Consider the following 18,533-nt stretch of genomic DNA (forward strand, 5'->3'; position numbering starts at 1 on the left):
AAATAGGGATCTGGCGCCCCTCAATGGATTCGATCCTATCATTCCCGACAAAAGCGCTCAACTATTCCTCTGGTAGGTGTCTTCAATGCGCTTCAGGATGCCTGCTGCGTCCAGGCCGACCTCTGCCATCAGCTGTTGCTGGTCGCCGTGGTCGACAAAGCGGTCGGGCAGGCCGAGCTGGAGTACCTGAACAGTTCTACCAGCTTCCTTGAGGGTCCGGACCACCTCTGACCCGGCGCCGCCGATGATGGCGTTTTCCTCGAGGGTAACCAGGATCTCGTGGTTGTCTGCCAGCTCAAGGATGAGATCCTTGTCGATGGGCTTCACGAAGCGCATGTTGGCAACGGTGGCATCCAGCGTGTCGGCGACCTGAAGGGCCGTGCCGAGCAGGCTGCCGAAGGCGAGGAGGGCGTAACGTGCGCCGCGGCGTCGGATTTCGCCCTTGCCGATCGGCAGGGGGTGCATGAGTTGTTCAGGCTGGGTGCCCAGGCCGCTGCCGCGCGGGTAGCGCACGGCGGTCGGGCCGTCATGCTGATAGGCGGTGTAAAGCATCTGGCGGCATTCGTTTTCGTCAGCCGGGCAGAAAATCGTCAGGTTGGGCACGCAGGCCAGGTAGGAAAGGTCGAAGGCGCCGTGGTGGGTGGCGCCGTCCGCCCCGACCAGGCCGGCGCGGTCGATGGCCATCATCACCGGCAGGTTCTGCAGGGCGATGTCGTGAATCAGTTGATCGTAGGCTCGCTGCAGGAAGGTGGAGTAGATCGCTACCACCGGCTTGAAGCCTTCGCAGGCCAGGCCGGCGCCAAAAGTCAGTGCGTGCTGCTCTGCGATGCCAACATCGTAGTATCGGTCGGGGTATTCATGGGCGAAGCGCACCATGCCTGATCCCTCGCGCATGGCGGGCGTGATTGCCACCAGGCGCTTGTCGATCGCCGCCATGTCGCACAGCCAGTCGCCGAAGACCTGGGTGTAGGTAAGCTTGCCGCCGCCCTTGCCGGTCGTGATGCCGGCTGCGTGGTCGAACTTGGATACGCCGTGATAGAGGATCGGGTCGGCTTCGGCCAGCTTGTAACCTTGCCCCTTGCGGGTAATTACGTGGAGGAACTGCGGGCCCTTGAGCGTGCGCAGATTCTGCAGGGTTGGCAGCAGGGCTTCGAGATCGTGGCCGTCGATCGGGCCGATGTAGTTGAAGCCGAACTCCTCGAACATCGTGCCGGGCATCATCATGCCTTTCACGTGTTCCTCGGTGCGCTTGGCCAGTTCGAATACCGGTGGCGGGAGGTTTTCGAGGAAGCGCTTGCCGATGGTCCTGGCGCCGTTGTAAAGCCGGCCAGAAAGCAGGCGGGAGAGGTGCTTGTTGAGCGCGCCGACGGGGGGCGAGATTGACATCTCGTTGTCGTTGAGGATGACCAGCAGGTTTGTGTCGCTGATATCGCCGGCGTTGTTCAGGGCCTCGAACGCCATGCCCGCCGACATCGCACCGTCGCCGATAACGGCAATTGCGCGCCGATCCTCGCCACGCAGGCGCGCTGCTTCAGCCATGCCAAGGGCGGCCGAGATCGATGTGGACGAGTGTGCCGTGCCGAAGGTGTCGTAGGGGCTTTCACAGCGCCGCGGAAAGCCTGATATGCCATGGTACTGGCGCAGGCCGGCCATGGCCTCGCGGCGTCCGGTCAGTATCTTGTGGGCGTAGGTCTGATGGCCGACGTCCCAGACGATGCGGTCATCGGGGGTGTTGAAGACGTAGTGCAGCGCAATGGTCAGCTCTACGGTCCCGAGGTTGGACGACAGGTGGCCGCCGGTGCGGGAAACCGAGTCGATCAGGAAGTTGCGCAGCTCGTCGGCCAGCTTGGGGAGTTCGCCGGGGTCGAGCAGGCGCAGGTCCGCGGGGGATGTGATGCTGTCCAGCAGGCTGGCGCGAGATTTGGCGGGCTGCGTTGCAAAGGGCATTCCGGGATACCGGGTCGTTAATGGGTATTCTTTGTGTCGATCCGCCGGCTTTAGAACTGGCGCCGAACGATGAAGCGCGTCAGTTCGGACAGGCGCTGGGCCTTGTCGCCAAAGGGGGCGAGGCTGGCGAGAGCATCCTGGCACATCTCTTCGGCCAATTCCCGTGCTCGGCTCACGCCGAGCAGGCTGACGTAGGTGGGCTTGTCGTTGGCGGCGTCCTTGCCGGCTGTCTTTCCGAGGGTTGCGGTGTCCGCTTCCGCATCGAGAATGTCGTCCACAACCTGGAAGAGAAGACCAACGACCTTGCCGACATGATCGAGGCTGGCCATGGCTTCGTCGTCCAGTGGCTGGCCGCACTGTGCGCCAAGTGCGATCGATGCCCGGATCAGGGCGCCGGTCTTGTGGATGTGCATGAACTCAAGTTCCGACAGGCTCAGTTCAAGGCCGACGGATGCCAGGTCAATGGCTTGCCCTCCAGCCATGCCACGGGAGCCTGATGCAATCGCAAGCTGGCGGATCATGGCGATGTGGCGCACTGGGTCGTCGCAGAGGCTGGCGTCGGCGACATGCTGAAAAGCGAGGGTCTGCAACGCATCTCCGACCAGCAGGGCGGTGGCTTCGTCATACTCCACGTGCACCGTCGGCTTGCCGCGCCGCAGGGCATCGTCATCCATGCAGGGCATGTCGTCATGCACAAGGGAGTATGCGTGGATCAGTTCAAGCGCGCAGGCAACCCGGTCAAGGCGAGCGTTGTCGGCCTGCACCAATTGTCCTGCGGCGTGTACCAGCAGTGGTCGGACGCGCTTGCCGCCGCCCAGCACCGCATAGCGCATGGCCTGATGAAGGCGCTCTGGGGCAATGTCTGTAGCCGGCAGGGCGTGATCAAGGGCGGTTTCGGTGCGTTGCTGGATGTCACCCATCCATTGGCTGAAACTGCGGTGGCTCATGGCTGGAGGGTGTCCGGGTTGGCGGCGCCTTCGACGACGCGAATGCTTTGCTCCGCCTTGTTCAGTATGTCCTGGCTGTGGCGGAGAAGGACTGTGCCGCGTTCGTAGGCGGCGAGGGACTGCTCGAGAGACAGCGCCCCGTTCTCCATTTCCTGGACGATGGATTCGAGTTCGGAAATGGCAGACTCGAAACTGGAAGGCGTTTTGGCGGAGGCAGATTTGACCATGGGTGGCCGGTTAGACTGGAGTAAACCGTAAAAATAGCCTATGCCAAGGCTACAGGTCAAACGGGTAATACTATATAATAGCGAGCTTTACGTTTCGGGCTTTCGCTTTGAATCAGGGGGTTCGGGATGTCTGACATCGCTTCTCAGGCACAGCTTTCGCCGGCAGTTTCCCAATTGCCGGTCTCGTGGTATTTCGACGAAAAGGTCTTCGAATTGGAGAAGCGTCTCCTCTTCGATGCAGGGCCCGGCTACGTCGGCCACGAGCTGATGGTGCCGGAAGTCAATCAATACCGATCCCTGGAATGGCTCGACCATTCAAACCTGCTGATCAATCGGGATGACGGCTTCTACCAGATGTCCAATGTCTGCCGCCACCGGCAGGCAATCATGCTGCAGGGCTCCGGGGTTGCCGACCGCAATATCGTCTGTCCGATTCATCGCTGGACCTATAACCCGGACGGTTTGCTGATCGGCGCGCCGCACTTTGCCGAGAATCCTTGCCTTAATCTGCAGCGCCAGAAACTGGACAGCTGGCATGGCCTTCTGTTCAAGGGGCCGCGATCTGCGTCGTCGGATCTGGCTGGGATGCAGGTGGCCAGCGAACTCAATTTCGCGGGCTACAAGCTGGATAAGGTCGAAATTCACGAGTGCAACTACAACTGGAAGACCTTCATCGAGGTCTACCTCGAGGATTACCACGTCGAGCCTTACCATCCGGGGCTTGGTCAGTTTGTTACCTGTGACGACCTGACCTGGCAGTTCGGTGAATGGTATTCCGTGCAGCGTGTTGGCATTACTTCGCTGAAGAAGCCGGGCTCGCCCGCTTACAAGCGTTGGCACGAAGCCGTGCTCAACTACCATGGCGGCGAAATGCCAAAGCACGGCGCCATCTGGTTGACGTATTTCCCCAACATCATGGTCGAGTGGTATCCCCATGTGCTCGTGGTGAGCACGCTGATACCGACGGACGTAAACAAGACCACCAACGTGGTCGAGTTCTACTATCCGGAAGAAATCCTCGAGTTCGAGCGTGACTTTGTCGAGGCCGAGCAGGCCGCCTACATGGAAACGGCAATCGAAGATGACGATATCGGCGAGCGCATGGACCGTGGTCGCCTCGCGTTGCTGAAGGCTGGGCGGAATGAAGTGGGGCCTTATCAGTCGCCGTATGAAGACGGGATGCAGCATTTCCACGAGTTCTATCGGCGGATCATGCAGCCCCATCTTTAAAGAATTGCTTGCCATGGGGAGCCGGGCGACGCGACTCTAGGCATGACCTCAAAGCACGAAGCCCCCGCATTGCGGGGGCTTCGTGCTTTTTACGCGTGTGGCGCGGCTCTTTGGGGGCTGCAGCAATGCTTAACTGTGCGTGCCCTGGAGCTCTTTCGGAAGGGGGAAGGTTACCTTTTCCGGAACCCCGTCGAGCTGGCGCACGGACTGAGCCCCCAGTTCCTTGAGGCGCATGATCACCGAGTTCACAAGAACTTCCGGCGCTGAGGCCCCGGCGGTTACGCCAATGCGCTGCTTTCCGGTAATCCAGTTCGGATCGATGGCCTCTGCGTTATCCACGAGATAGGCCGGAACGTTCAGAAGCTCGGCTACTTCGCGGAGACGGTTGGAGTTGGAGCTGTTGGGCGATCCGACTACCAGTACGAGGTCGGACTGCGGTGCCATGAACTTCACGGCGTCCTGCCGATTCTGCGTGGCATAGCAAATGTCGTCCTTCTTCGGTCCGATAATGTCGGGAAAGCGTTCGCGCAGCGCGGCGACGATCGCCCCGGCGTCATCGACAGACAGCGTGGTCTGGGTGACATAGGCGAGCATGTCCGGTTTGCTTACCTGCAAATTTGCCACGTCATCGACGGATTCCACCAAGTAGATTCCGTCACGAACCTGACCCATCGTGCCTTCCACCTCGGGGTGTCCCTTATGGCCGATCATGATTAGCTCTCGGCCTTGGTCGCGCATGCGGGCGACCTCAAGGTGCACTTTAGTGACGAGCGGGCAGGTGGCGTCGAAGACCCGTAGCCCGCGGGCTTCGGCTTCGGTGCGAACGGCTTGGGATACGCCGTGGGCGCTGAAGATCACGGTGTTGCCGGCCGGTACGTCAGACAGTTCCTCGATGAAGACCGCACCTTTGGCCCGCAGGCCATCCACCACGAAGCGGTTGTGCACGACTTCGTGGCGTACGTAGATCGGGGCGCCAAACTGCGCGAGGGCGCGTTCGACGATCTCGATTGCACGTTCAACGCCGGCGCAAAAGCCGCGGGGAGTGGCAAGCAGGACTTCCATCGGATACCTCGGGTTGTGTTCAGTTGATGCCGATCACTTCGACTTCGAAGCGGATCGATTTGCCGGCCAGAGGGTGGTTGAAGTCGATCACGGCATGGGTGTCGAGGACTTCGCGGATCAGGCCCGGGTAGCGGGTGCCGTCAGGTGCCGTGAACTCCATGATGACCATTGGCGCCACTTCGGCATCCGCAGGAAAGTCCTCCAGTCGGACCTTCTCGATCAGATCTTCACGGTGGGCGCCAAAAGCGTTTTCCGGTTCGAGCAGGAAGGTGTGGTGCTCGCCAACTGTGATTCCGGCCAGGCAACGCTCGAGTGCGGGAGCGATGTCCCCATGGCCCAGCTGCATGGTGGCGGGCTGGGATTCGAAGGTGCTGATGAGGGGCTGCCCGTTCTCCAGGGAAATCCGGTAGTGAAGGGTCAGCAGGCTGTCGGGCTGGACGATCTGTGTCATGAAAGTTTCTCTTGGGCGGGGGCGTGGCGATGCTCGCGCAACTGGGCGACGATCATCAGAACAACGCCGACCGTAATGGCGGAGTCCGCCACGTTGAAGGCCGGCCAGCCGTAGCTGCCGATGTGGAAATACAGGAAGTCGACGACCGCACCGAAAACGAAGCGGTCGATGACGTTGCCGATGGCGCCGCCGATGATCAGCGAGAAGGCCAGCGGTTGCAGCAGTTCATGCTGGTGGCGCGCCAGCAGGCGGAGCAGCCAGCCGCAGATGACGGCCGCCAGGGCTACGAAGAACCAGCGTTGCCAGCCTGCCTGGTCGGCCAGGAAGCTGAAGGCAGCGCCCGGATTGAAGGCGAGCACAAGGTCAAAGAAATCTGTAACGCGGATGACTTCGCCGTTGCGCAGGGCGCCGCGGACAAGGTGCTTGGTCCACTGATCGGCGAGCACGACAATGGCCGCGAGGCCGATCCAGTTGCCGAGGCGTAGTTTCAAGGGCGGGCTCCTGCTGTGTGTCGTGGCTCAGGCGGCCGAACGGGCTTCGCCGGCGCCATGCAGATTGGACGTGCAGCGGCCGCAAAGTTCCGGATGGGCTGCATCGTGACCAACATCTGCGCGGTAGTGCCAGCAACGCTCGCACTTCTTGTATTGGGAGGGCGTGACGAGGATGGCTTCGTCGGCTTCACTGGAGACTTGGACCAGAGCGGTCTTTGAGCAAATCAGTACGAAGCGCAGATCGTCGGCGAGGCTGGCCAGGGTGTCGTACTTGGCGCCGGCCGCACGAATTTCCACTTCGGCCTGCAGCGATGAGCCGACCTTGCCTTCGGTGCGGACCGACTCGATGACCTTCAGTACATCAGCGCGAGTGGCGCGGATCGTCTTCCAGCGCTCCAGCAGCGCTTCTTCAGCGTCCTGGGCTGGCAGCTGGTGGAAGGTGTGCAGCATCACGCTGTCTTCCGCGTCCTGGCTCAGCAATTGCCAGATTTCCTCAGCAGTGAAGGACAGGATCGGCGCCATCAGCTTCACGATGGCCTGCAGGATGTGCCAGAGTGCGCTCTGGGCGGAGCGGCGGGCCAGGGAGTCGGGCTTGGTGGTGTAGAGGCGGTCCTTCAGGATGTCCAGCCAGAAGCCGCCGAGATCCTCGGAGCAGAAGGTCTGGAGGGCCTGGACCACGCGGTGGAACTCGTAGCGGTCGTAGTCGGTCTGGGCCTGGGCCTGCAGCTGACGGGTGAAGGCCAGGGCGTAGCGGTCGATCTCGAACCATTGCTCCACTGGCAGCATGTCCGTGCCGGCATCGAAGTCGGCGACGTTGGCCATCAGGAAGCGCAGGGTGTTACGGATGCGACGGTAGGATTCGACGACACGGGCCAGGATCTCCTTTGACATGGCCAGTTCGCCGGAATAATCGGTGGCGGCAACCCACAGGCGCAGGATCTCGGCGCCCATCTTGTCGGTGACTTCCTGGGGCAGGATTGTGTTGCCCAGCGACTTGCTCATCTTGCGACCTTGCTGGTCCACTGTGAAGCCGTGGGTGAGCAGGGCTTTGTAGGGAGGGTGGCCGTCGATGGCGGCGCCGGTGAGCAGGGACGAATGGAACCAGCCGCGGTGCTGGTCCGAGCCTTCGAGGTAGAGGTCGGCGCGAGGGCCGGTCGCGTGGCCGTCGTTGTGGGAGCCGCGCAGAACGTGCCAGTGGGTCGTGCCGGAATCGAACCAGACGTCCAGGGTGTCGCTGATCTTGTCGTACTGGGCGGCTTCGGTGCCGAGCAGCTCCGCGGCGTCCAGCTTGAACCAAGCTTCGATACCTTCCTTCTCGACGCGTTGAGCAACCTGCTCCATCAGCTCGACGGTGCGGGGATGCAACTCGCCGGTTTCCTTGTGCAGGAAGAAGGGAATGGGCACGCCCCAGTTGCGCTGGCGGGAGATGCACCAGTCGGGCCGGTTGGCGATCATGGACTGCAGGCGGGGCTTGCCCCAGGCCGGATAGAAGGCGGTGGCCTCGACACCGGCCAAGGCCTTTTCGCGCAGGGACTTGCCGTCCGTGGGCAGGCGGTCCATGCCGACGAACCACTGGGCGGTGGCCCGGTAGATCACCGGGGTCTTGTGGCGCCAGCAGTGCATGTAGCTGTGCATGACGCTGCCGTGGGAGAGCAGGTTGCCGACTTCCGTGAGTTTGTCGCAGATGGCCTGGTTGGCCTTCCAGATCGACATGCCGCCGAAGAAGGGCAGGTCATCCACGTAAACGCCGTCGCCCTTGACGATGGAGATGATCTCGTCGTTGCCACGACCATAGGTGCGCCAGGCATTGAAGTCGTCCACGCCGTGGGCCGGCGCGCAGTGCACGATGCCGGTGCCGGCATCGAGGCCCACGTAGTCGGCCAGATAGACCGGGGCGACGCGATCGTAGAGGGGGTGGCGGAACTGCAGGCCTTCCAGGGCTTTGCCCTGGGTGGTCGCCAGGATGTTGCCTTCGCGACCCTGGCGCTTGAGGCTTTCCTCCGTCAGCTCCTTGGCGAGGACCAGCAGGCGGTCGCCCGCGTCGACAAGGGCGTATTCGTGCTCGGGGTGGATGTTGAGGGCCTGGTTGGCCGGAATGGTCCACGGGGTTGTGGTCCAGATCACCGCGTAAGCGGTCTTGGGCAGGCTGGCAAGGCCGAAGGCCGCTGCCAGCTTGGGAACGTCGCTTTCGCTGATCGGGAAGGCCACGTCGACGGTCGGGGACTTCTTGTCTGCGTACTCGACTTCGGCTTCGGCCAGGGCAGAGCCGCAGTCGAAACACCAATTCACCGGCTTCAGGCCCTTGAACACATAGTTCTTCTTGACCATCTCGGCCAAGGCACGGATCTCGCCAGCCTCGTTGGCGAAGTTCATGGTCAGGTAGGGATTGTCCCAGTCGCCCAGCACACCCAGACGGATGAATTCCTTCTTCTGCACTTCCACCTGTTCGGCGGCGTAGGCGCGGCACAGTTCGCGGACCTTGTCGGCGGGCAGGTTCTTGCCGTGGGTGACTTCGATTTTGTGTTCGATCGGCAGACCGTGGCAGTCCCAGCCGGGCACGTAGGGTGCGTCAAAACCCGCCAGAGTCTTGGAGCGGACGATGATGTCCTTGAGGATTTTGTTCAGCGCATGGCCCAGGTGCAGGTTGCCGTTGGCGTAAGGGGGGCCGTCGTGAAGCACGAACTTGGGCCGACCGGCGGATGCCTTGCGAATCTTCTGGTAGAGCTTGCGCTGTTGCCAGTCGGCAATCCAGGCGGGCTCGCGCTTGGCGAGGTCGCCCCGCATCGGGAAGGGCGTGTCGGGCAGGTTCAGGGTCTTGCGATTGTCGGACATGGTCGGTGCGTGAATTCAGAGGGGATTCTGGGCGAAGTAGGCGCGTGCCTCTTCGGCGTCGCGGGCGATCTGGGCGGTGAGGGCTTCAAGGCTGTCGTAGCGCTCCTCATCCCGTTGCTTGCGCAGGAAATTGACCCGCAGATGGGCGTCGTAGCAGTCGGCGCTCCAGTCGAACAGATGAACTTCAAGGGTCGCGCGGCCGGCGTCGTTGATGGTGGGCCGTACGCCGATGCTTGCCACGCCGGGCCAGGGTTTGTCGGCCAAGCCGTCGACGCTGACGGTGTAGATGCCCATCAGCGGCGGGCTGCGGTGCTTGAGCTGGATGTTGGCGGTCGGGAAACCGATCGTGCGGCCGATCTTGTCGCCGTGCATGACGCGGCCGCTGATGCTGTACGGGCGGCCGAGCAGGCGTGCGGCGTGGGGCATGTCACCTTCGGCCAGGGCTTCGCGGATTGCCGAGCTGGAAACGCGCTCGCCTTCATGGACCAGGGTGTGCATGGCTTCGACGGTGAAACCCGCGGTCTGGCCCGCCTGCTGCAGCATCGCAAAATCGCCCTTGCGTCCTTTGCCGAAGCGGAAGTCGTCGCCGATCATCAGATCGCGCACGCCGAGTCCGCGGATCAGTATGTCTTCGATGAACTGCTCGGCGGTGAGAGACGCGAAGCGGGCGTTGAAGCGGCCGATGTAGAGGCGGTCAACGCCCTGAGCGGCGAGGAGCTCGATCTTTTCGCGCAGGGAGGTGAGCCGGCGCGGCCGGTTCTCGTGGGCGAAATACTCGCGCGGATGGGGCTCGAAGGTGAGCACCGAAGCGGGCAGGCCGGTGGAGCGTGCCTTTGCGGTGAGTTTCGCCAGCAGCGCCTGGTGGCCGCGGTGCACACCATCGAAGTTGCCGATGGTGAGCACGCAGCCGTGTTCGGAGCGTTCGGGAATTCCGCGAAAAACCTGCATGGAAGGATGCTGGTAAAAGGCGCGATTATAGCGGCAAGGGCCGGGCGGGCGAAGCAGTCCGGCCTTACAGGCGCCTTACTCCCCCTGACCGGCTCGTTCGCGATGGAAGCGAGCGACGTAATCGGTCAGCGTGCCGCTGGCAATTGCGTCGCGCAGGTCACGCATCAGCTGCTGGTAGTAGTGCAGGTTATGAATGGTGGCCAGCCGTGCGCCTAGGATCTCGTTGAGGCGGTTGAGGTGGTGCAGGTACCCGCGGGAGAAATTGCGGCAGGTGTAGCAGTCGCACGTTTCGTCCAGCGGTCGCGTGTCCGACTTGTGGCGGGCGTTGCGGATCTTGATGTCGCCGTGACGTGTGAACAGCCAGCCGTTGCGTGCGTTGCGGGTGGGCATCACACAGTCGAACATGTCGATGCCGGCCTGCACTGCGAAGACGATGTCTTCCGGCGTGCCGACGCCCATCAGGTAGCGCGGCTTGTGCTGGGGCAGGCGCGGTGCGGTGTGGTGCAGGATACGCTGCATGTCGTCCTTGGGTTCGCCTACGGAGAGGCCGCCGATGGCGTAACCATGGAAGCCGATTTCCTCGAGGCCGGCGAGGGATTCGTCACGCAGGTTTTCGTACATGCCGCCCTGGACGATGCCGAACAGTGCGTTGTCGTTCTCGAGCCGGTTAAATTCGTCCTTGGAGCGCTGCGCCCAGCGCAGGGACATGCGCATAGAGTCGGCAGCCTCGGTCACCGTGGCGGGGTAGGGCGTGCATTCGTCGAAGATCATCACCACGTCAGAATTGAGCACCTTCTGGATGCGCATCGATTCCTCAGGGGTGAGGAATAGCTTGTCGCCATTCACCGGCGAGCTGAAGCGCACGCCTTCCTCGCTGATCTTGCGCAGCGCGCCGAGGGAGAACACCTGGAAGCCGCCGGAGTCGGTGAGGATTGGGCCATCCCAGGCCATGAACTGGTGCAGGCCGCCGAAGGCTTCCATCACCTCTAGGCCGGGGCGCAGCCAAAGGTGGAAGGTGTTGCCGAGGCAGATCTGGGCGCCGATGTCGCGCAGGTCCTGCGGCGAGATGCCCTTGACGGAGCCATAGGTGCCGACCGGCATGAAGGCCGGGGTGTCCACGGTGCCGTGGTTGAGGGTTAGGCGGCCACGGCGGGCGGCGCCATCGGTGGCGAGGAGTTCGTATTTCATTGGGAATTCCGGGTCAGGAACATGGCGTCGCCGTAGCTGAAGAAGCGGTAGCGCTGCGCGATGGCGTGTGCGTAGGCGCGGCGGATGGCGTCCATGCCCGCAAAGGCGGACACAAGCATCAGCAGTGTGGATTTGGGCAGGTGGAAATTGGTAATCAGGCCATCCGCCACCTGGAATGCGTAGCCGGGCAGGATGAACAGATCGCTCTCGGCCTCGCCCGCCTGCAGGGTGCCGCTGCGCGCGGCGGATTCGAGGGCGCGCATGCTGGTGGTGCCGACGCATACCACGCGCTTGCCGGCCGCTTTGGTGGCCGCAATGGCGTCCACCGTGGCCTGGGGTACGAAGTAGGCCTCGGTGTGCATCTTGTGTTCAGACAGATCCTGGACGCGCACCGGCTGGAATGTGCCGGCACCTACGTTGAGGGTGATGTAGGCGCTGTTCACCCCGTGTTCGGCGAGGCGCGTAAGGAGGGGCTCGTCGAAGTGCAGGCCAGCGGTTGGCGCGGCGACGGAGCCTGGATTGCGGGCATAGACGGTCTGGTAGCGGGACTCATCGGTATTGCCGGCAGCGCGCTCGATGTACGGCGGCAGTGGCAGGCGGCCGTGGCGTTCGAGAAGCTCGACCAGGTCTGCGGTGGCCGGGAAGCGCAGATGGAAGAACTCGCCGGCGCGGCCCAGTACTTCGACCTCCAGTGCACCTTCCAGATGCAGGCGAGTGCCGGGCTTGGGCGACTTGCTTGCGCGTATCTGGGCAAGGGCTTCATGGGCGCCGAGTGGGCGCTCTATCATCACTTCCACCTGACCGCCAGTGTCCTTGGTGCCGAACAGGCGGGCATGCAGCACGCGGGTGTCATTGAAAACAAGCAGGTCGCCGGGCGTCAGCAGACTGGGCAGATTGGAGAAGCGCAGATCGGCCAATGCCGTTGAAACCTGGAGGAGGCGGCTATCGGTGCGGCGTTCGAGGGGGGCTTGGGCGATCAGCTCCGGGGGGAGCAGGTAATCGAAATCGTCGAGGGTTAACGCCATGGGTTGATACGGGTAACAGTTTCGTAGATAATGCAGGGCTTCCCGTGCCGGGATGGCGGAATCGGTAGACGCAGCGGATTCAAAATCCGCCGCCGCAAGGTGTGGGGGTTCGAGTCCCCCTCCCGGCACCAGCAATACTCTAGCAAGCCTGCTCCAATTAGTCTATTTTCTTCGTATAATCAATAGATTACGCTTTGGTTGGCGATGCTCGTCTCGATGAATCGGCAGTTTCTTTGCCCGATTTCGCGCTGTTGCACAGATTCTGCTGTGCATAACGCCGCACACTTTGATCGCATGTTTGCTCTTCGGCAGGTTCCGGGTCGGTTGGCTTGGAGCGGCTTTGTGCATCGTTCTACGCTCTGCCGGCCTGTCCGGTAAAGGGCTATTCTCTGATGCCGCCGATTGTCGATCCGGCAGGTGCGCCCGCGTTCCCGGTCATGGGGGATGCGCACAAGGTTGTTGCCACTCTTGCCGTCACTCGCTGCGGTGAATGGATGCAGGGGCTGAGGCACTACCGCCACCGGCAGCTCGGGTAGAATGCCGTTAAAAAGGCAAGTTATTGAATGATTTGCCTTTCTTGTTCAATCCGTATTTATCTCCCCGGACAGACCTCCATGGCCCTCGACCCTCAAGCCAAGGCCTTGCTCGACATGGTTTACCGTGTTGGAGCGCCGCGTTTCCATGAGCTGGATGTGCATCAGGCTCGCCATTCATTTGAAAAGCTCCAATTCGCGCTGAGGCCGGAGGCGCCTGCCGTTGCTTCGGTGACTGACGTGCCTATTCCTCAGGCTCATGCCCGTGACGGGGTGATCATGGCGCGCCTGTATCGCCCTTTGCATGCCGAGCCGGACGCGGTGCTGCCGCTGGTTTTCTATTTCCATGGCGGTGGTTGGTGTGTGGGCAACATTCCGAGTTACGACGTTCTGTGCCGCGAATTGGCCAATTACAGTGAATGTGCGGTGCTTTCGGTGGATTACCGTCTCGCTCCCGAGCATCCGTTTCCGGCGGCTGTGGAGGACGCTCACCGGGCAGTGGTCTGGTCCCTGGCCAATGCGGGGCTGCTAGGCGTTGATCCGGCGCGCTTTGCTCTTGCGGGTGACAGCGCGGGTGGCACGCTGAGTGCCGTGACGGCGCTGCAGTTGCGCAATGAGTGCGGCCCGAGTGCGGCCCATCAAGTGCTGATTTATCCGTGCACCGACATTCTCAGTCAGCGGCCGTCACGTCGCGCGTATTCAAACGGCTATTTCCTGGATACGGAGAGCTTGGCCTGGTTCTTTGAAAAGTATCTGCCTTCGGATTCCGACTGGAGCGACTGGCGTGCTTCGCCCTTGCTTGCGCCGCGTTTTGATGGCCTGCCTCCGGCCACGTTTATTGTTGCTGGCTGCGATCCATTAACCGATGACGTTCGTGCCTACGCTGACGCCCTGCGTGAGGCAGGGAACGTCGTTCGTCTCTATGAGTTCGAGGGCATGGTCCACGGCTTTGTCACGCTCGGGAAGTTCTTTCCGCAGGCACGCGAGGCGGTCGAGCTGGCGGGCAAGGCGCTGGCTGAAGCGCTGAAGTCTCCTGCCTAAACGCAGACGAAGCTGATCAGCTGGGGGCTGCTGGCGCAGCTGCGGCCAAGGGAGAAATGGCCGCGGCCGCGCAGCACGACTTCTTCCCGGGAAAGCTGGAATTCCCGCTCCCCTTCGATCTGCACGAAGGTTCCATTGCTGCTGCGGTCGATCAGAACGAACTTGTCGCCGCGCAGTTCAATTTCGGCATGGCGCCGTGAAGACTGACTGTCGCCGATCACGATATCCGCTGCTGGATCCCGGCCAATCCGCACGCTGGGGTGTGCCGAATTCAGGACGAGTGAGCTGTTGCCCACGTAAAGGTGGAGTTCTGGTTCCGCGTCGAGCAGAAAGTGGTCGCTCTGCACGATAGTCAGTTCTCCGACTGCCTCGCACATCAGTTCGCATAGTTCCACCGGACGGCTGACGCCGCGGATGACTCGTGGTGCGAGTGGGTGCAGGACTGAGCGCCATTCCGGACCCAGGCGGCGTGCCGTCTCGGCCGAGATGATGGCTTTGCCGGGAGAGGCCAGCTCGGCCAGGCGGGCCGCGAAGTTGACAGTGTCGCCAAAGACGTCTGTTCCGCTGACTACGACCGCGCCGAACTGGAAGCCAATGCGGACGGCCAGTCGCTGCTCGGGCGGCGATGGAAGTTCCTTGACGCTCTGATGGATGGCAAGCGTCGCGTCGGCCGCGCTGTCAGCATCCCGAAAGACTGCCATCAGGCCGTCTCCCGTGTGCTTAACAACGCGCCCCCCCTTGGTTTCGACCGAGATCCGCATGGAGCGGATGCAGCGATCGACCATCTCGAATGCCGATGTATCACCGACGCGCTGATACAGCTGTGTGCTGCCAACAAGGTCGGCAAACATTACAGCGCATTCTTGAGCGGGCGGCGTCGGGTCCGGCATCTGGGCTTGGCAGGCTTAGGAGGCGTGATTCTAGCGGAGTCCGTGAAATTTTCCGCATAGGCAAGGTAACAAATTTGCCGCACTGCGGGGAGTCTTCCGGCCGGGAAAAACGCAGGTGCTATGGTTTGAGGGGACTTCCGTACATTTTCCTTGATCTAAGTAGAGGCATTGAGGCTGCGCAGTGGGATAATGATACGTTTAGCCGCGAATGGAACCGTCTCCTCGTGGCGCGTCATGTCTGTCTGGAAGGGGTTTCATGAAACGAGTTGATGATTTCCGTCTGCGCTTTGGCAAGCAGGAGCTGGTGCCTATCGTGATCGGCGGGATGGGGGTGGATATCTCCACCGCGGATCTGGCGCTGGAGGCTGCACGCCTGGGCGGGATCGGTCACATCTCGGATGCTATGGTCAAGACGGTCGCTGACCGTCGCTTCAATACCAAGTATGTGAAGGACAAGCTGCAGCAGTACAAGTACAACGTGGCCAACCCCGACAAGTCGGTGGTGCAGTTTGATCTTGGGCAGCTGGCAGAGGCGACGATGCTGCACGTCGGCAAGACGATGGAAGCCAAGCGTGGGCCGGGGCTGATCTTTGTCAACTGCATGGAAAAGTTGACGATGAACGCGCCGAAGGAGACCTTGCGTGTGCGTCTGACTGCCGCTCTGGATGCGGGGGTGGATGGCATTACTCTTGCCGCTGGGCTCCACCTCGGTTCCTTTGGCCTAATAGAGGACCATCCCCGCTTCCGGGATGCCAAGCTGGGCATCATCGTGTCGTCCTTGCGCGCGCTGCAGTTGTTCCTGCGCAAGAGTGCCCGTACGAACCGTTTGCCGGACTACGTGGTGGTGGAGGGACCGTTGGCCGGTGGGCACTTGGGTTTTGGCATGGATTGGGCCAAGTATGACCTCGCGGTCATTGTGGCCGAAATCCGTGCTTGGCTTATCGCCGAAAAGCTGGATATTCCGCTGATTCCCGCTGGCGGCATTTTCACTGGCAGCGATGCGGCTGCGTTCCTCGAGAATGGCGCAGGTGCGGTGCAGGTGGCGACCCGGTTCACGGTGACGAAGGAGTGCGGTTTGCCGGAGGATGTCCAGCAGCACTACTTCAAGGCTAGTGAAGAAGAGATCATCGTCAACCAGATTTCCCCTACCGGTTATCCGATGCGGATGCTGACGGGAAGCCCCGCCATTGGCTCCGGTATTCGTCCGAACTGCGAGGCGTACGGCTATTTGCTGGACAGCAACGGGAATTGCTCCTATATCGACGCCTATAACAAGCAGGTGGCGCTGCACCCCGGGGTCAAGAAGATTTCGGTAATCGACAAGACCTGCTTGTGCACCCATATGCGGAATTTTGACGTCTGGACCTGCGGCCATTACACCTACCGCCTCAAGGATACGTCGCGCAAGTCTGCCGATGGTAATTACCAGATCCTTTCTGCCGAACACGTATTTCACGATTATCAGTACAGCACTGATAATGCAATTGCTCTGCCGGAGGCGGGCAGTACCAGTGAATAGAGACGGTAATGGCCGGACCGGCTGTCCGACATAATAGAAAAATGGGGCGAGTCAATCGCCCCATTTTTCATTGCAGGAAGAAACGCTTCGTTGCATCGTCCGGAATGCTCATGCCGGTGGCGCGGGCGCGTTTCAGCAATTCCCAGTAATAGCGATAGGATGCACGATCGTGCAGTTTGCCGGCGTGCTGGATCGGTCCCCACTGCTTGTCCTGGGCTGCCGCGAGAATCTGGCCGGCTTCCTCGACCTCGGAGAAGTTTGGCCGCATGGCTTCGAGAATGGGTGCGATCTGGTTGGGGTGGATGCTCCACATCCGGAGGTAGCCAAATTCCTGACGAGCCCGTTCGGCGTCACGGCGGATATAGTCGATATCCTTCAGTTCGGTAGTGACGTTGTGGGACGGAACGACCCCATTGGCGAGCGCGGCCGCAGCAATGTCGCATTTGGCGCGCGCAATGAGCGGGTGGTCGAATTGACCGGGGCTGCGCATCGCGGAGCCGGGAATGGCGCCGTGATGGCCGCTGACAAAGTCCATTAGCCCGAAATCGAGAGATTCCACGCGGTCCAGAGCAGCGATCTCCCAAGCCTCGCGCAGGGCGCCATGGGTCTCGATCAAGACGTGAACCGGGATGGCCCGGTCGACGCCGTGGCGCAATTCCGCGCTGCGGATGGCCTCGATCTGCCGGGCTACGTCGGCCGAACTGCGTGGCTTCGGGATGGTGAGGAATGCCAGGCGTTGGCCAGCCTTGCCAACCAGAATGTCTACATCTGCTTCCCAGTGCTCATGGGTGATGTCGTGAATGCGAGCGCCGACACGTCCGAAGTGGTTTTCGTTAGACATCACGATGTCCGCAGCCATCGTGGCATGTTCGGCCTCGGCTCCGGCCCGGGCGCCATCTTCGCAGTCGCAGGTGATGTCGAAAACCGGGCCGAGTTCTTGCTGCACGCCCAAAGCCTTGAGCATCAGTTTTTCACTGCCGGCGTAATGATCGACAGCAGGCAAGATCGGGAAGGGCTTTTCGCCCTGGAAAAGAACGAGGTCGGGGTGGGGCAGGGCGGACATGACGGATATGTTGTTGGGAATGGGGTGGTCGAAGGGTAACAAAAAATGCGCCATGAAAAAACGCGGGGACGTTTCCGTCCCCGCGTTTTTTGGTGCTGGATTGCCTGGCTTGGATTAGCCCAGCAGATCCTTCACGCCATCACGCTCTTCAAGCAGTTCGTTGAGCGTGTTGTTCATGCGGTCGCGGGAGAACTCGTCGATTTCCAGGCCCTGGACGATCTTGTACTCGCCGTTCTCGGTGGTGACCGGGAAGCCGTAGATGATGCCTTCGGGGATGCCGTAGGAGCCATCGGACGGAATGCCCATGGTGACCCATTCGCCGTTGGAGCCAAGCCACCAGTCGCGAATGTGATCGATTGCCGCGTTGGCGGCGGAAGCTGCGGAGGACAGACCGCGGGCTTCGATGATCGCGGCGCCGCGCTTGCCGACGGTCGGCAGGAACACATCGCGGTTCCATGCTTCGTCGTTGATCAGGTTCTTGACGTTGTCGCCGTTGGAGGTCACGGCGCGGTAGTCGGCGTACATCGTGGGGGAGTGGTTGCCCCAGACGACAAGGTTCTTCAGGCTGGAGACTTCACGGCCAGACTTGGACGCCAGCTGGGACAGTGCGCGGTTGTGGTCCAGGCGCAGCATGCCGGTGAAGTTCTTGGCCTGCACGCGGCCGTACTTGACGGCGATTTCCTTGGCAATGTAGGCGTTGGTGTTGCACGGGTTGCCGACGACGAGGACCTTGACGTTCGGATCAGCGTACTGGCCGATGGCGGCGCCCTGTACGGTGAAGATCTTGGCGTTTTCGGTCAGCAGGTCCTTACGCTCCATGCCGGGGCCACGGGGGCGGGCGCCGACCAGCAGGGCAACCTGGGCATCCTTGAAGGCGACGTTCGGGTCGTCGGTGGCGATCACACCAGCCAGCAGCGGGAATGCACAGTCTTCGAGCTCCATGATGACGCCCTTGACGGCCTTCTGGGCTTGCGGGAGGTCGAGCAGCTGGAGGATGACAGGCTGGTCCTTGCCCAGCATTTCGCCACTGGCGATGCGGAACAGGAGGCTGTAGCCGATCTGGCCGGCGGCGCCGGTGACTGCGACACGAACGGGGGCTTTTGCCATTTATGAAACTCCCTCTAGTAAGAAGTGAATCG

At 61.6% G+C, this 18,533-nt stretch carries 16 protein-coding genes and 1 tRNA gene; 4 read left to right on the forward strand and 13 right to left on the reverse strand.

The genetic code is table 11. The annotated features are described in order from the left end of the window. Window positions 1-57: 57 nt before the first annotated feature. The 3 genes from dxs to ACE3RX_RS11505 are packed head-to-tail and all read right to left on the reverse strand — an operon-like array spanning window position 58 to window position 3,121. Window positions 58-1,947, reverse strand: a complete 1,890-nt coding sequence (gene dxs, locus ACE3RX_RS11495) for a 1-deoxy-D-xylulose-5-phosphate synthase (protein WP_374483518.1) — start codon at window positions 1,945-1,947, stop codon at window positions 58-60. Between the two features lie 50 nt (window positions 1,948-1,997). Then, window positions 1,998-2,894, reverse strand: coding sequence for a polyprenyl synthetase family protein (locus tag ACE3RX_RS11500; protein WP_374483520.1), 897 nt, complete (start codon window positions 2,892-2,894; stop codon window positions 1,998-2,000). Further along, a complete protein-coding gene (locus ACE3RX_RS11505; protein WP_374483522.1) occupies window positions 2,891-3,121 on the reverse strand; it encodes an exodeoxyribonuclease VII small subunit in 231 nt (76 codons plus the stop codon). Before ACE3RX_RS11505 ends, ACE3RX_RS11500 begins: the two co-directional genes overlap by 4 nt. A gap of 126 nt (window positions 3,122-3,247) precedes the next feature. Between ACE3RX_RS11505 and ACE3RX_RS11510 the strand changes: the two genes are divergently transcribed. Next, window positions 3,248-4,351, forward strand: a complete 1,104-nt coding sequence (locus ACE3RX_RS11510) for an aromatic ring-hydroxylating dioxygenase subunit alpha (RefSeq protein WP_374483524.1) — start codon at window positions 3,248-3,250, stop codon at window positions 4,349-4,351. A gap of 129 nt (window positions 4,352-4,480) precedes the next feature. Here ACE3RX_RS11510 and ispH read toward each other — a convergent pair whose 3' ends face one another. From ispH to queA, 7 genes are all read right to left on the reverse strand, one after another. After that, complete coding sequence (gene ispH / locus ACE3RX_RS11515; protein ID WP_374483527.1) at window positions 4,481-5,413, reverse strand: 4-hydroxy-3-methylbut-2-enyl diphosphate reductase; 933 nt, start codon at window positions 5,411-5,413, stop codon at window positions 4,481-4,483. A 19-nt stretch (window positions 5,414-5,432) separates the two neighbouring features. Next, on the reverse strand, window positions 5,433-5,864 hold the full coding sequence (locus ACE3RX_RS11520; protein WP_374483529.1) for a peptidylprolyl isomerase: 432 nt from the start codon (window positions 5,862-5,864) through the stop codon (window positions 5,433-5,435). Next, complete coding sequence (lspA, locus tag ACE3RX_RS11525) at window positions 5,861-6,355, reverse strand: signal peptidase II (RefSeq protein ID WP_374483532.1); 495 nt, start codon at window positions 6,353-6,355, stop codon at window positions 5,861-5,863. The genes ACE3RX_RS11520 and lspA overlap by 4 nt, the downstream gene beginning before the upstream one ends. Before the next feature lie 27 nt (window positions 6,356-6,382). Continuing rightward, complete coding sequence (gene ileS / locus ACE3RX_RS11530; RefSeq protein WP_374483535.1) at window positions 6,383-9,187, reverse strand: isoleucine--tRNA ligase; 2,805 nt, start codon at window positions 9,185-9,187, stop codon at window positions 6,383-6,385. Window positions 9,188-9,202: 15 nt separating this feature from the next. Then, window positions 9,203-10,135: a bifunctional riboflavin kinase/FAD synthetase gene (locus tag ACE3RX_RS11535; RefSeq protein ID WP_374483537.1), complete on the reverse strand. Its 933-nt coding sequence runs from the start codon at window positions 10,133-10,135 to the stop codon at window positions 9,203-9,205. Between the two features lie 75 nt (window positions 10,136-10,210). After that, window positions 10,211-11,323 carry a tRNA guanosine(34) transglycosylase Tgt gene (gene tgt / locus ACE3RX_RS11540; protein ID WP_374483539.1) on the reverse strand — a complete coding sequence of 371 codons (1,113 nt, stop codon included), beginning with the start codon at window positions 11,321-11,323 and terminating at the stop codon, window positions 10,211-10,213. After that, complete coding sequence (gene queA / locus ACE3RX_RS11545; protein ID WP_374483541.1) at window positions 11,320-12,348, reverse strand: tRNA preQ1(34) S-adenosylmethionine ribosyltransferase-isomerase QueA; 1,029 nt, start codon at window positions 12,346-12,348, stop codon at window positions 11,320-11,322. The genes tgt and queA overlap by 4 nt, the downstream gene beginning before the upstream one ends. A 46-nt stretch (window positions 12,349-12,394) precedes the next feature. Between queA and ACE3RX_RS11550 the strand changes: the two genes are divergently transcribed. Both ACE3RX_RS11550 and ACE3RX_RS11555 read left to right on the forward strand, forming a co-directional pair. After that, window positions 12,395-12,479, forward strand: a tRNA-Leu gene (locus ACE3RX_RS11550). A gap of 483 nt (window positions 12,480-12,962) precedes the next feature. Then, complete coding sequence (locus ACE3RX_RS11555) at window positions 12,963-13,922, forward strand: alpha/beta hydrolase (protein ID WP_374483543.1); 960 nt, start codon at window positions 12,963-12,965, stop codon at window positions 13,920-13,922. Here ACE3RX_RS11555 and ACE3RX_RS11560 read toward each other — a convergent pair. Continuing rightward, the gene (locus tag ACE3RX_RS11560; RefSeq protein ID WP_374483545.1) at window positions 13,919-14,812 is read right to left on the reverse strand and encodes an adenylate/guanylate cyclase domain-containing protein; all 894 of its coding nucleotides are present in this window, start codon (window positions 14,810-14,812) and stop codon (window positions 13,919-13,921) included. The two genes, ACE3RX_RS11555 and ACE3RX_RS11560, sit on opposite strands and share 4 nt — an antisense overlap. Before the next feature lie 256 nt (window positions 14,813-15,068). Between ACE3RX_RS11560 and ACE3RX_RS11565 the strand changes: the two genes are divergently transcribed. Further along, complete coding sequence (locus ACE3RX_RS11565; protein WP_374483547.1) at window positions 15,069-16,331, forward strand: nitronate monooxygenase; 1,263 nt, start codon at window positions 15,069-15,071, stop codon at window positions 16,329-16,331. Between the two features lie 67 nt (window positions 16,332-16,398). Here ACE3RX_RS11565 and ACE3RX_RS11570 read toward each other — a convergent pair whose 3' ends face one another. Together ACE3RX_RS11570 and ACE3RX_RS11575 are read right to left on the reverse strand one after the other, a co-directional pair. Next, on the reverse strand, window positions 16,399-17,394 hold the full coding sequence (locus ACE3RX_RS11570; RefSeq protein WP_374483549.1) for a CoA ester lyase: 996 nt from the start codon (window positions 17,392-17,394) through the stop codon (window positions 16,399-16,401). A gap of 114 nt (window positions 17,395-17,508) precedes the next feature. Further along, entirely contained in the window at window positions 17,509-18,501 is a 993-nt protein-coding gene (locus ACE3RX_RS11575) for a malate dehydrogenase (RefSeq protein ID WP_374483551.1), read from the reverse strand. Window positions 18,502-18,533 lie beyond the last annotated feature (32 nt).

It is taken from the genome of Zoogloea sp. (genome assembly GCF_041914405.1).
Classification (GTDB): Bacteria; Pseudomonadota; Gammaproteobacteria; order Burkholderiales; family Rhodocyclaceae; genus Zoogloea.